Source organism: Klebsiella sp. JB_Kp042 (genome assembly GCF_040065275.1).
GTDB lineage: Bacteria > Pseudomonadota > Gammaproteobacteria > Enterobacterales > Enterobacteriaceae > Klebsiella > Klebsiella quasipneumoniae.
In genome coordinates, this window is the sequence record NZ_JBEAJL010000020.1 from 1 (window position 1) to 12,630 (window position 12,630).

At 57.4% G+C, this 12,630-nt stretch carries 11 protein-coding genes and 1 riboswitch; of the genes, 3 read left to right on the forward strand and 8 right to left on the reverse strand.

From position 1 onward, the window contains the following. Nucleotides 1-122: 122 nt before the first annotated feature. Nucleotides 123-974 (reverse strand): glutamate racemase, encoded by an 852-nt coding sequence (gene murI / locus ABLV54_RS06865; RefSeq protein ID WP_044520945.1) that lies wholly within the window; start codon nucleotides 972-974, stop codon nucleotides 123-125. After that, nucleotides 919-2,757, reverse strand: a complete 1,839-nt coding sequence (gene btuB / locus ABLV54_RS06870) for a TonB-dependent vitamin B12 receptor BtuB (RefSeq protein WP_032454489.1) — start codon at nucleotides 2,755-2,757, stop codon at nucleotides 919-921. Before btuB ends, murI begins: the two co-directional genes overlap by 56 nt. 64 nt (nucleotides 2,758-2,821) lie before the next feature. Further along, nucleotides 2,822-3,009: riboswitch (cobalamin riboswitch) on the reverse strand. A gap of 114 nt (nucleotides 3,010-3,123) precedes the next feature. On the opposite strand from btuB, the gene trmA reads away from it, so the two are divergent. Further along, nucleotides 3,124-4,224 (forward strand): tRNA (uridine(54)-C5)-methyltransferase TrmA, encoded by a 1,101-nt coding sequence (gene trmA, locus ABLV54_RS06875; RefSeq protein ID WP_004203692.1) that lies wholly within the window; start codon nucleotides 3,124-3,126, stop codon nucleotides 4,222-4,224. Between the two features lie 50 nt (nucleotides 4,225-4,274). On the opposite strand, the gene ABLV54_RS06880 is transcribed toward trmA, so the two are convergent. Then, on the reverse strand, nucleotides 4,275-4,634 hold the full coding sequence (locus ABLV54_RS06880) for a YijD family membrane protein (RefSeq protein WP_004203691.1): 360 nt from the start codon (nucleotides 4,632-4,634) through the stop codon (nucleotides 4,275-4,277). A gap of 15 nt (nucleotides 4,635-4,649) precedes the next feature. Then, on the reverse strand, nucleotides 4,650-5,285 hold the full coding sequence (fabR, locus tag ABLV54_RS06885) for an HTH-type transcriptional repressor FabR (protein WP_004151856.1): 636 nt from the start codon (nucleotides 5,283-5,285) through the stop codon (nucleotides 4,650-4,652). A gap of 196 nt (nucleotides 5,286-5,481) precedes the next feature. Between fabR and sthA the strand changes: the two genes are divergently transcribed. Further along, a complete protein-coding gene (gene sthA, locus ABLV54_RS06890) occupies nucleotides 5,482-6,882 on the forward strand; it encodes a Si-specific NAD(P)(+) transhydrogenase (RefSeq protein WP_002883016.1) in 1,401 nt (466 codons plus the stop codon). On the opposite strand, the gene oxyR is transcribed toward sthA, so the two are convergent. From oxyR to argC, 4 genes are all read right to left on the reverse strand, one after another. Continuing rightward, entirely contained in the window at nucleotides 6,865-7,782 is a 918-nt protein-coding gene (oxyR, locus tag ABLV54_RS06895; protein WP_002883015.1) for a DNA-binding transcriptional regulator OxyR, read from the reverse strand. The two genes, sthA and oxyR, sit on opposite strands and share 18 nt — an antisense overlap. A 259-nt stretch (nucleotides 7,783-8,041) precedes the next feature. Next, nucleotides 8,042-9,415, reverse strand: coding sequence for an argininosuccinate lyase (gene argH / locus ABLV54_RS06900; RefSeq protein WP_050534173.1), 1,374 nt, complete (start codon nucleotides 9,413-9,415; stop codon nucleotides 8,042-8,044). A gap of 100 nt (nucleotides 9,416-9,515) precedes the next feature. Continuing rightward, complete coding sequence (gene argB, locus ABLV54_RS06905) at nucleotides 9,516-10,292, reverse strand: acetylglutamate kinase (RefSeq protein WP_085955164.1); 777 nt, start codon at nucleotides 10,290-10,292, stop codon at nucleotides 9,516-9,518. A 6-nt stretch (nucleotides 10,293-10,298) separates the two neighbouring features. Further along, on the reverse strand, nucleotides 10,299-11,303 hold the full coding sequence (gene argC, locus ABLV54_RS06910) for an N-acetyl-gamma-glutamyl-phosphate reductase (protein ID WP_025710967.1): 1,005 nt from the start codon (nucleotides 11,301-11,303) through the stop codon (nucleotides 10,299-10,301). Nucleotides 11,304-11,416: 113 nt separating this feature from the next. On the opposite strand from argC, the gene argE reads away from it, so the two are divergent. Beyond that, a complete protein-coding gene (gene argE / locus ABLV54_RS06915) occupies nucleotides 11,417-12,568 on the forward strand; it encodes an acetylornithine deacetylase (RefSeq protein ID WP_023291537.1) in 1,152 nt (383 codons plus the stop codon). Nucleotides 12,569-12,630 lie beyond the last annotated feature (62 nt).

The following is a 12,630-nucleotide window of genomic DNA, read 5'->3' on the forward strand; positions in this document are numbered from 1 at the left end:
ACCCGGCGGCTTGCTTGCCGTTGTTCCGTGTCAGTGGAGGCGCATTATAGGGAGTTCTGAGACGTTGACAAGCCCTGTTTTCAAAAAATTATTCAACCGTCTCTTTTTTGTGCAAAACGCCGTTAAAGCGGTAATTTTTCCAGCGTCGAGAAGCCATAGCGATGCAAAACGGGTAAAAGTTGTTCCGTTTCTGCCGTCAACGCCATGCAGAATGCTTTATTCTCGTCGCTGGACTTCGCATCCGGCGCTTCATGCTCTAACAGCCAGGCGGTGCGACGGGCAATCGCCGCGCCGGAATCGATCAGCCGCGTGCCCTCGGGCAGGACGCGCTGCAGCTCCTCCTGTAAAAGAGGAAAGTGGGTGCAGCCCAGCACCACCGTATCCGGCGGCTCCTGCATCCGCAGCCACGGGCGCAGGATACGGCGCAGTTCTTCTAACGGCACAGGCTCGCCGTGCAGCTTCGCTTCCGCCAGCTCCACCAGCTCCGCCGACCCCAGCATTTCAATCCGACATTCATTGGCAAAGCGGTCGATCAGCTCACGGGTATAAGGACGCTTTACGGTGCCGCGCGTCGCCAGCAGGCCGACAATGCCGTTCGCCGTTAAGCGGGCGGCGGGCTTAATCGCCGGCACCACGCCGACAACGGGGAAGGCGAACTTTTCACGCAGAGCAGGCAGGGAGACGGTACTGGCGGTATTGCAGGCGATCACCGCCAGCGCCAGGGGATAACGCTGCTGGACAGCGGTGACGATTTCCACAACGCGCTCAACGATAAACGCCTCGCTCTTCTCGCCATAGGGGAAGGCAACGTTATCGAAAGCATAGATGTAATGCAGATTCGGCAGCAGCTGCCGAATCTCATTATAAACCGACAACCCACCGACGCCGGAATCAAACACCAGCACGGTGGGACGTGGATCAGAAGGTGTAGCTGCCAGACAAGGTGTATTCCCGTCCTGCAGATTGGTAGCCATAAACTGTCTCGTAATCTTTATCGAACAGGTTGGCTATTTTACCACGAACTGTCAGGTGTGAGGTGACGGGATACGATAAACCGACATCCCAGAGGCTCAACCCACCCATATTGACGGTACGCGAGTTGTCGTAATCATAATCGTAGCGCTTGCCGATGTAGTGATACGTCACATCCCACCCCAGATCGTAGACCTGGCCGTTCAGCTCGTATTTCACCTGCTGCTTCGCCCGGCGATAGAGGATCTTGTTAGTTTCATCATCGCGAGGGTCAACATACTGCAGCGTCAGATGGTGCTCCACCGGCCCTGTGGTGACATTCCCCGTCCACTCCAGCCCCTTGATTGTCGCAGACTTGACGTTGTAATAGGCGTTGTTGTCGTAATCGATGAGGTTTTGAATCTCATAGCGATACGCGGAGAGACGCCAGTCGACCGGCCCCGTCAACCCTTCGAGGCCCGCTTCCCACTGCTTCGACTCCTCTGGCTTCAGGTTCGGGTTAGAGGCGATGCCAAAACGTTCTGCGCCGTACTGCTGTCCGAGGGAGGGGGCGAGGAATCCTGTACCGTACGAGAGCGTTGTCCGATAACCCTCGATAAATTCCCAGCCTGCCGCCGTCTGCCAGGTACCGTGCCAGCCAAACTGCTCGTCATGATCCTCACGGCCGGAAGCTTCCAGCGTCACGCTGTCAATCTGCTGCTGGCCCGTCAGATAAAGACCGGTGGTATCGCGCTTATACACGTCGGTACTGGTCGTTCCGCTGGATTTCAGCTTCTCCTGTTTCCAGTCTACGCCACCGCTCACTGCGCCATGGCCCACCACAACATTATTTCCCCATTGGATATAGCGTTGTTCCATATCATCCAGGGTGGTGCCCGCGGCATAGCGGCCAGCGTCGCTGCTGTAGTTGTAATCTTTAATACGCTGATAGTTCGCAATCAGCTGGGAGGAGTAAATTCCGGAATGGTAGTGCAGACCGGTGTCCCAGGATTGGGTATAGGACTGATCTTCATCGTTTCCACCTGCGTAGCCCCAGTTACCCTGGTCATAGTCAGCATTGGCGGAATAACCATAGCCGCGGAAGAACCCCGAGAAGTTGTCATCGAACTGATGCTGTACCCCGCCCCATAGCATTTTATTGCGGTAGCCGTCGCGATCGCTGTCGCCGCTATAAGAGGAGTTCGGCTGGACGTTAAACCCTTTGGTGGTCTGATAGGCGCCGGCAGCGGTAACCAGCGTATCGCCAAACCGCTTGTTAAAGGCGCCATCGTAGGACTGATAGCCGTTCGTTCCCGCGCCGGCGTTGATCTGCGAACGCTCAGCATCGGTCATGGTGATGATGTTCACCACCCCGCCGATCGCCCCGGAGCCGTACACCGCGGAGCGCGGGCCGCGGATGTATTCCACCCGCTGGACCAGAGAGATAGGGATCTGACTGATATCCACGCCGTTGGAGATCCCCGGACGCGCCATCGGCACACCGTCGATCAGCACCAGCACGTGGCGAGCCTCCGTCCCCCGAACATACAGCGAAGCGCTCTGCCCCATGCCGCCGTTGCGGGCAATATCGACGCCGGGAAGACGACGCATGACATCGTTTAAATCTTTGGACTGCCAGCGGTCGATGTCATCGCGCGTCACTATATCGGTCGGCGCCAGCACGGTATTGACCGGCTGTTGAAAACGGTTTGCTGTCACCACCAACGTGTCTGAATTGCTGTCCTGCGCCCAGCCGGAAAATGCCGTGACGGATAAGGCCGTCATCAGCGAAGCTTTTTTAATCATTGTAAAAGCATCCGAAACAGAAAAAGGATGCCGCAGGTTTTATCAGTTGCTCGCGACGATAAAACCCAGTGCGACGTATTCCGGCAGGTCTTCGGGCTTGGAGGCTGTTTCAAGAAATAATGACTTCCCACGGCTAACCGCAGTGTCTGCACCGAGTGCGCTCATTTCTCACCTTCCTTACCGCTGCGCGTCAGCCCCAGATTTCCACTGGGTTCCCTTTTAACTCACAGGACCGGTAGGCGAATGCTACAATCAGAAACATATAGATGTCCAGACTGCTAATTATATTTCCCGCGGCATTCGAGGCTGGACATCCCCGGCGCTTTCCCTACAATCCCCGCGTACTTATTTTATTCAGGATACATCATGACCCCCGAACACCTTCCTACCGAACAATACGAAGCGCAGCTGGCAGAAAAAGTCGTCCGTTTGCAAACCATGATGGCGCCTTTCGCCGCGCCGGTTCCGGAAGTGTTTCGTTCGCCGGTCAGCCACTACCGTATGCGCGCCGAGTTCCGTCTGTGGCACGATGGCGACGACCTGTACCATATTATTTTCGATCAGCAGACCCGGTCGCGGATTCGCGTTGACAGCTTCCCGGCCGCCAGCGCGCTCATCAATCAGCTGATGACCGCCATGCTGGAGGGCGTGCGCAACAATCCCGTGCTGCGCCATAAGCTGTTTCAGATTGACTATCTGACCACCCTCAGCAACCAGGCGGTCGTCTCGCTGCTGTATCATAAAAAGCTCGATGATGCCTGGCGTGAGCAAGCGGAGGCGCTGCGTGACGCCCTGCGAGCCCAGGGGCTCAATGTGCATCTGATAGGTCGGGCGACTAAAACTAAAATCGAGCTCGATCAGGATTATATAGATGAACGCCTGCCGGTTGGCGGTCGGGAGATGATCTACCGTCAGGTGGAAAACAGCTTTACCCAACCGAACGCGGCCATGAACATTCAGATGCTGGAGTGGGCGCTGGATGTCACCAAAGGGGCGACCGGCGACCTGCTGGAATTGTACTGCGGCAACGGTAACTTCTCGCTGGCGCTGGCGCGTAATTTCGATCGCGTACTGGCCACCGAAATCGCCAAACCGTCGGTGGCGGCGGCGCAGTACAACATCGCCGCCAACCATATCGACAACGTGCAGATTATCCGCATGGCGGCTGAAGAGTTTACTCAGGCGATGAACGGCGTGCGTGAGTTCAACCGGCTGCAGGGTATCGATCTGCAAAGCTATCAGTGCGAGACTATTTTCGTCGATCCGCCGCGTAGCGGGCTGGACAGTGAAACGGAGAAAATGGTGCAGGCCTATCCGCGCATACTGTACATTTCGTGCAACCCGGAAACGCTGTGCCGTAATCTGGAAACGCTAAGCCAGACGCACAACGTTACCCGGCTGGCGCTGTTCGACCAGTTCCCGTATACCCATCACATGGAGTGCGGCGTTCTGCTGACCCGGAAATAGGCCAAAAAAAACCGGCAACGTCATATTGCCGGTTTTTTATCACTGGCGGCTTATTCGGCTGCGGTATTTTTGCGGTTACGCATCTTGTAGCCAATCCAGAAGACCATCGCGACGGACAGAACGGCCGGGAAGAAGTTAGAGCCGATATCCGGGTACTCCGCACGCACGACGGTGCTGTACAACAGCACCCCGAGAATAAAAAAGGCGGCGGCCAGGCCCGGTAGCCCGACAGGCATACTGCGATTCTGATAGCGCTGATGCAGACAGTAGACCGTCAGCAGCAGGGATAAGATGGGGAAGACGGAAAACGGAACTATCGAACTGAACAGCGCCGCAAAGGCGCCATTAATAGATAACCCGGCAATCAGCGCCAGCAGCAGCGTACCTTTATCTTGAACTGAGTGTTTCATTGCTCGTCCTTCACGTTATTCGGAATGATGTGACATTTTTTCTTGTTCACGGCGATACCAGTAATACGCGCCTTTAGAGATCATTCTGAGCTGCAGTACCAACCGTTCTTCCAGCTGTCGGCGCTGTTCAGGGCCGACATCCAGCGCTTCCGCGCCAGCGCTAAAAACGATGGTGACCATAGCTTCAGCCTGCGCTTCGGTAAAGGCGCGCGGCATATGGTTTTCGAGTTCTAAATAGTCGGCGAGTTCCGCAATAAAATGCTGGATTTCGCGTGCGACGGCGGCGCGAAACGCCGCAGACGTTCCCGAGCGCTCGCGCAGCAGCAGGCGGAAAGCGTTCGGGTTGTTACCGATAAACTCCATAAAGGTCGAGACCGAGGTGCGGATCACGCTGCCGCCTTTGGCAATCCGCTGGCGCGCCTGGCGCATCAGCTGGCGCAGCATCAGTCCGCTCTCATCGACCATCGTCAGGCCTAACTCATCGACATCGCGAAAATGACGATAAAAGGACGTCGGCGCGATCCCTGCTTCCCGCGCCACTTCACGCAAGCTCAGGCTGGCGAAACTCCGCTCAGCGCTAAGTTGGCTGAATGCCGCTTCCACCAGCGAACGGCGGGTTTTTTCTTTTTGTTGTGCTCTTACGCCCATCACGATGTATGAATCCTTCCAATAGCCCTGCTGGCACTATACCAGAGATTAAAACTAATCGGTTTGCCCTGGATTGTGAATGATTGTTTACGAGCCGTTTCTGCTTTTATGCCGCAAAAAAGCACAACGATAATTGGGTTAAAGCGCAGCGAATGTTATCATCGTGTTTATTTTATGTATAAAACAGGTGAGTAATGCCATGTCACACTCTTGGGATTATGATGCAATAGTGATTGGTTCCGGTCCTGGCGGCGAAGGCGCCGCCATGGGACTGGTGAAACAGGGAGCACGCGTTGCCGTCATCGAGCGCTACCATAATGTCGGCGGCGGTTGCACCCACTGGGGCACCATCCCGTCGAAAGCCCTCCGCCATGCCGTCAGCCGTATTATCGAGTTTAACCAAAACCCCCTCTACAGCGACCACTCCCGCCTTCTTCGCTCTTCTTTCGCCGACATCCTTAACCATGCCGACAGCGTCATCAACCAGCAGACTCATATGCGCCAGGGATTCTATGAGCGCAACCACTGTGAAATTCTGCAGGGCAATGCCCACTTCGTTGATGAGCATACTCTGGCGCTGGAGTGCCATGACGGCACGGTCGAGACGGTGACCGCGGAGAAATTCGTTATCGCCTGCGGATCTCGCCCCTATCATCCGGCGGATGTCGATTTCCACCACCCGCGCATCTATGACAGCGATTCGATTCTCAGCCTGCAGCATGAGCCGCGCCATGTGATCATTTACGGCGCCGGGGTAATCGGTTGTGAATATGCGTCGATCTTCCGCGGCATGGAGGTGAAGGTCGATCTGATCAACACCCGCGATCGTCTGCTGGCGTTTCTCGATCAGGAGATGTCTGATTCGCTCTCCTATCACTTCTGGAACAGCGGCGTGGTCATTCGCCACAACGAGGAGTACGAAAAGATTGAAGGCGTTGATGACGGCGTCATCATGCATCTGAAATCCGGGAAAAAGCTCAAAGCGGACTGCCTGCTGTACGCCAACGGCCGCACCGGCAATACCGACACTCTGGCGCTGGAAAACATCGGTCTGCAGACCGACAGTCGCGGCCAGCTGAAGGTCAACAGCATGTACCAGACCGCCCTTCCGCACATCTATGCGGTTGGGGATGTCATCGGCTATCCGAGCCTCGCCTCCGCGGCGTACGATCAAGGACGCATTGCCGCCCAGGCGCTGGTGAAAGGCGAAGCCTCAGCGCATCTGATTGAAGATATCCCGACCGGGATCTACACCATTCCGGAAATCAGCTCCGTCGGGAAAACCGAGCAGCAGCTGACGGCGATGAAAGTGCCGTATGAGGTGGGTCGCGCTCAGTTTAAACACCTGGCGCGGGCGCAAATCGTTGGCATGAGCGTGGGAACCCTGAAGATCCTGTTCCACCGGGAGACCAAGGAGATCCTCGGCATTCACTGCTTTGGCGAACGCGCAGCCGAAATCATTCACATCGGCCAGGCGATCATGGAGCAGAAAGGTGGTGGTAACACCATTGAGTACTTCGTCAACACCACCTTTAACTACCCGACCATGGCGGAAGCGTACCGGGTTGCCGCGCTGAACGGCTTAAACCGCCTGTTTTAACGCCTTGTCGAAATGGCCATCCATCGTGCCGCGGATGGCCTCCGCCAGATGTTCATAGCGGCTGCGCAGCGGTGAGCCCGGACGGTAAACCAGACCGATGGTGCGTCTTGGCTCTGGCTTAATGCACGGCAGGTAGACCACGCCATCGCGTTTTCTTTCCTGCGGCACTGCCAGCGCAGGCAGCAGGGTAATACCGCTGCCTGCCGCCACCATATTGCGCAGCGTTTCCAGGCTGGTCGCGCGGAAGTGGGTATCCTCATCCGCCCCCGCTTCAAAGCAGAAGCCCATCGCCTGATCGCGCAGGCAGTGACCATCCTCCAGCATCAGCAGCTTTTCACCGGCCAGATCCGACATCGGCACCCGGTCGCGGTTTGCCCACGGATGATCTTCATAGATAGCCAGCATCATCGGCTCATCGAACAGCGGCACCTCGATAAAGGCCTCGCTCTCTTTGACCAGCGCCAGGATGGCGCAGTCGAGCTTACCGCTGTCGAGCTGAGCCAGCAGCTGATGGGTCTGCGCTTCGTGCAGATACATTTCCAGCTTCGGGAAGGTCTGATGCAGCATCGGAATGATGTGCGGTAGCAGGTACGGGCCAATTGTCGGGATCAAGCCGATATGCAGCGGCCCGGACATGGTTTCCCCTTGTTGGCTTGCCATCTCCTTGAGCACTTTTACTTCGCGTAACACGGTACGCGCCTGATCCACCAGCAACAGCCCCGCCTGGGTAAACAGAACCTTACGGCTGGTGCGCTCCAGCAGCATGACGCCAAGCTCATCCTCCAGCTTGCGGATCTGTCCGCTGAGCGTCGGTTGGCTCACATGGCATGAGTCAGCCGCCCGCCGGAAGTGGCGGTGTTCGGCGAGCGCTACCAGGTATTCAAGATCGCGAATATTCATTATTCATCCTCCATCGCCACGATAGTCCATGGCGATAGATAGCATAGCAACGAACGATTATCCCTATCAAGTTTTCTGTTCAATAATACGCCCATAAAGACGGTGAACCTGTGAAAACCACTGACCCGTCACACTGTTTCTCTACCCGAACAACTAAAGCCAACGTGAACTTTTGCGGACCTTGCGTCCGCTTTTTTTTTGCATAAAAAACCCGGCGTCGCTGGGCTCGGCCGGGTCAGGGAAGACAGATATCTGTGGATTAACTCAGACGGGCCTTCGCCTCGCCGATAGCCTGCGCCACCTGCTGCGGCGAGACGCCGCCTTTTGCCGCGCGTTTATCAAGGCAGGACTGCAGCGACAGGATCGGATAAACATCGTCCGCAATCACCGGGCTGAATTTCTGCAGGTCGGCCAGGGCCAGCGCTTCCAGCGGTTTCCCTTGCGCAATGGCTTCCACCACCGCTTCACCGACAATATGGTGCGCCTCGCGGAACGGTACGCCTTTCGCCACCAGATAATCCGCCAGCTCAGTGGCGTTGGCATAGCCCTGCTGCGCCGCTTCCGCACAGCGCGGACGTTTCACCTGGATGCCATCCAGCACCAGGGTCGCCATATGCAGGCAGTCGAGCCAGGTATCCAGAGCGTCGAAAAGTCCCTCTTTATCTTCCTGCATATCTTTGTTGTAGGCCAGCGGCAGCCCTTTCAGGGTCATCATCATGCCGGTCAGCGCGCCCTGCACGCGGCCGCATTTGCCACGGATAAGCTCCAGGGCGTCCGGGTTTTTCTTCTGCGGCATCAGCGAGGAGCCTGAGGTTACGCGGTCGGAAAGCTCGACGAAATTCGCTTCGCCGGAGTTAAAGAAAATCAGATCTTCCGCAAAGCGCGACAGATGGACCATGCCGATAGAGGCATCGGAAAGCAGCTCCAGAACATGGTCGCGGTCGGACACGCTGTCGAGGCTGTTGCGGGTGGCGGAGGCAAAGCCCAGCCAGCCGGCCAGCTGCTCGCGGTCGATTTCATACGCCGTCCCCGCCAGCGCGCCGCAGCCCAGCGGGCTAACGTCGAGGCGCTTCAGCGCGTCCTGCAGGCGGCTTTCATCGCGCGCCAGCATTTCGACATAGGCCAGACACCAGTGCGCGAACGTCACCGGTTGGGCGCGCTGCAGGTGGGTGTACCCCGGCATCACCGCATCCTGGTTATGCTGGGCCGTCTCCACCAGCGCGCTCTGCAGCTGGCGGTTCGCCGACAGCAGTTCGACAACGGTATCTTTGCACCACAGTTTAAGATCGGTAGCGACCTGGTCGTTACGGCTGCGGCCGGTATGCAGTTTCTTGCCCAACTGACCCACTTTGTCGATCAGTTTGCCTTCCACCCAGCTGTGAATATCTTCAGCATCGCTGGCGAGGATTTGCTGCGGATTGGCGCGCACCTCTTCCAGTAGCACGTTCAGCGCTTCTTCCAGCTGCTGTTGTTCATCGGCACTCAGAACGCCGACCGTTACCAGCGCTTTCGACCAGGCGACAGAGCCAACGATATCCTGCTCCGCCAGACGATAGTCGAAGCGCAACGAGTCGTTGAACTGTTTGAACCGTTGATCTGCTGCCTGTGTAAAACGCCCGCCCCAAAGTGCCATAACATGCTTCCTTTATTCGTTAGTTCCGCCGGTGGCGTTGTGCCTCCCCGGCCTACGGTCTTGTAAGCCCGGCAGACAACGCGCCGCCGGGCATGAAATCTTAAGCCAGAATACGTGTGCCGATAGGCGTGCCGTTAAACAACGCCGGCAGCTGCTCGGCGTGACGCCAGGAGGCGATATCCACCGGACGGCCCAGAGCACGCGCCGCGTCGAGGGCCGCATTCACTTTGACAATCATGCCGTCAGTGATAATCCCCTGCTCGATCAGCTGCTCCGCTTTCTCGGCGGTCATCTCGGCAATACGCTGCCCTTTACCGTCGAGGATACCGCTGACGTCAGACAGCAGGATCAGATCCGCCCCCAGGGTAGCCGCCAGCGCCGTCGCCGCCTGGTCAGCATTGACGTTCATCAGCTGGCCCTCGTCGGTCACGCCGATAGAGCTCACCACCGGCAGGTAACCGCCCGCCAGCAGGGTGTTGATCAGCGTCGGAGAGCCCGGCTGCGCCAGCCCGACATGGCCCAGCTCAGCATCCAGCTGTGTCACCTTCACGCTATCGCCATCGCCGAGGAACAGGCCGACAGAGGCCAGACCGTGCTTTTTCGCCCACGCCAGCAGCGTCTTGTTGGCGGTTCCCGCCAGCGCGCCGGTGATGATGTCGATTTGCTCAGCCGGCGTCACCCGCAGACCATTTTTCTTCTGCACCGGCAGGTTGAGCTGCTTCATCAGCTCATCCACCACGCAGCCGCCGCCATGGACGATAATCAGCGGACGCTGGTGCGCTTCACGGTAATTGACCAGCGCGGTAAACAGACGCTCCAGCGCTTCTTCGCTATCGAGTAATACGCCGCCGAGTTTGATAATTAATGGGTTCATCATCACACCTTAAATAAGAGACTGCGTCTCAGCGAAGCCGAAACGAATATTCGCGCACTGCACCGCCTGCGCTGCGGCGCCTTTCAGCAGGTTATCTTCTGCCGCGACGACGATGAGATGGTCGTCCTGCACGGCAAAACCGATATCACAGAATGGCAGACCTTCGACGCTTTTCAATGCGGGCACGCCTTTATCATATAAACGTACCAGCGGTTTATCGGCGTAAGCCTGCTGGTAAACCGCCGCGATCTGCGCATGGCCAACGCCCGGCTTCAGGCGGCAGGTAATGGTTTCCAGAATGCCGCGCTTAAAATTACCCAGATGCGGGGTAAAAATCACCTTCGCTCCGAGGTGGCTGGCAATCTCCGGCTGATGACGATGGTTAAAGATGCCGTATGGCTGCAGGCTGACTTCACAGAAGCTGTTGCCGATCGCGGCTTTGCGTCCCGCGCCGCTCACCCCGCTGGTGGCGTTGATCACTGGCCACTGGTTGAGATCCAGCAGACTGGCATCAATCAGCGGCTTCAGCGACAGCTGCGCCGCCGTCGGGTAGCAGCCAGGCACCGCGATTAACTGCGCTTCTTTAAGCGCATCCGCGCTCCACTCCGCCAGACCATACACCGCCTGTTTGAGCAGGTCGGGATGCTGATGAGTGAAACCATAATATTTTTCGTAGAACGCCCCATCGTTAACGCGGAAGGCACCGGAGAGATCGAACACCACGCAGCCGGCGGCAAGGAACTGCGGCGCCAGATCGTGACTCACTTCGTGCGCGGTGGCGAGAAACACCACGTCCACGCCAGCGCTGAATTCGCTGATATCGGACATCGGCTGCAGCGGCATATCGACAATGCCTTTGAGCTGCGGATGCAGGTCGGAAATTAATTTTCCCGCATCATTGCTTTGCGCGGAGACCGTCAAAGCGGTTATGTTCATATGCGGATGACGATTGATATAGGTCACCAGCTCTGCGCCGGCATAACCACTGGCACCCACAATCAGCGTATTTAACATTGGAAGCGCATCTCCTTACATTCGATGGGTTTTCTTACGCTCAACGATATTGTATTTTTATTCACAATAAATGCATGAATATTGATACTATCACGACCCAAGGTGTGTCAACAATGAAAAACAATTTACCGCCCTTTATCGAGATTTACCGCGCGTTGATCGCCACACCGTCCATCAGCGCGACCGAAGAGGCTCTCGATCAGAGCAATGAGTCTTTAATCAATTTGCTGGCCGGCTGGTTCCGCGATCTCGGCTTTAATGTCGAGGTACAGCCGGTGCCGGATACGCGCCATAAATTCAACCTGCTGGCCAGCACCGGACACGGCGCCGGCGGCCTGCTTCTCGCCGGGCATACCGATACCGTGCCGTTCGATGACGGCCGCTGGACGCGCGATCCGTTCACCCTTACCGAACACGATAACAAGCTCTACGGCCTCGGCACGGCCGATATGAAAGGCTTCTTCGCCTTTATTCTCGACGCCCTGCGCGATGTCGACGTCACCACGCTGAAAAAACCGCTGTATATTCTGGCCACCGCCGACGAAGAGACCAGCATGGCCGGCGCGCGCTATTTTGCCGAAACCACCCGGCTGCGCCCCGACTGCGCCATCATCGGCGAGCCCACCTCCCTGCAGCCGATCCGCGCCCATAAAGGACATATGTCCAACGCGATCCGTATTCAGGGCCAGTCCGGCCACTCCAGCGATCCGGCGCGCGGGGTCAACGCGATCGAGCTGATGCACGACGCCATCGGTCGGATTATGCAGCTGCGCGATTTGCTAAAAGAGCGCTACCACTTCGAGGCGTTCACGGTCCCTTACCCGACCCTCAACCTCGGCGCCATCCATGGCGGCGATGCCTCAAACCGTATCTGCGCCTGCTGTGAACTGCATATGGACATCCGCCCGTTGCCGGGGATGACCCTCAACGACCTCAATGGTCTGCTGGACGAGGCGCTGGCCCCGGTAAGCGAACGCTGGCCGGGCCGCCTGACGGTCTCGGAGCTGCATCCGCCGATCCCCGGCTACGAGTGCCCGCCGGACCATAAGCTGGTGCAGGTGGTTGAGAAACTGCTTGGCGCCCAGACCGACGTGGTGAACTACTGTACCGAAGCGCCGTTTATCCAGACGCTGTGCCCAACGCTGGTTCTCGGCCCGGGCTCGATCAATCAGGCCCATCAGCCTGACGAGTTTCTGGAGACGCGCTTTATCAAGCCGACGCGGGAGCTGATTAGCCAGGTGGTTCACCACTTCTGCTGGCACTAAAATCGCCCTCTTTTTCCGCCCCGCTCTCCCGGGGCGGAACGGTGACGATCGTCACATTTCCA

What these genes read in the sequence shown, in the direction of transcription:
- murI (WP_044520945.1), bottom strand. Translation starts at nt 974, where the DNA reads ATGGCTACCAATCTGCAGGACGGGAATACACCTTGTCTGGCAGCTACA.
- btuB (WP_032454489.1), bottom strand. Translation starts at nt 2,757, where the DNA reads ATGATTAAAAAAGCTTCGCTGATGACGGCCTTATCCGTCACGGCATTT.
- trmA (WP_004203692.1), top strand. Translation starts at nt 3,124, where the DNA reads ATGACCCCCGAACACCTTCCTACCGAACAATACGAAGCGCAGCTGGCA.
- ABLV54_RS06880 (WP_004203691.1), bottom strand. Translation starts at nt 4,634, where the DNA reads ATGAAACACTCAGTTCAAGATAAAGGTACGCTGCTGCTGGCGCTGATT.
- sthA (WP_002883016.1), top strand. Translation starts at nt 5,482, where the DNA reads ATGTCACACTCTTGGGATTATGATGCAATAGTGATTGGTTCCGGTCCT.
- oxyR (WP_002883015.1), bottom strand. Translation starts at nt 7,782, where the DNA reads ATGAATATTCGCGATCTTGAATACCTGGTAGCGCTCGCCGAACACCGC.
- argH (WP_050534173.1), bottom strand. Translation starts at nt 9,415, where the DNA reads ATGGCACTTTGGGGCGGGCGTTTTACACAGGCAGCAGATCAACGGTTC.
- argB (WP_085955164.1), bottom strand. Translation starts at nt 10,292, where the DNA reads ATGATGAACCCATTAATTATCAAACTCGGCGGCGTATTACTCGATAGC.
- argC (WP_025710967.1), bottom strand. Translation starts at nt 11,303, where the DNA reads ATGTTAAATACGCTGATTGTGGGTGCCAGTGGTTATGCCGGCGCAGAG.
- argE (WP_023291537.1), top strand. Translation starts at nt 11,417, where the DNA reads ATGAAAAACAATTTACCGCCCTTTATCGAGATTTACCGCGCGTTGATC.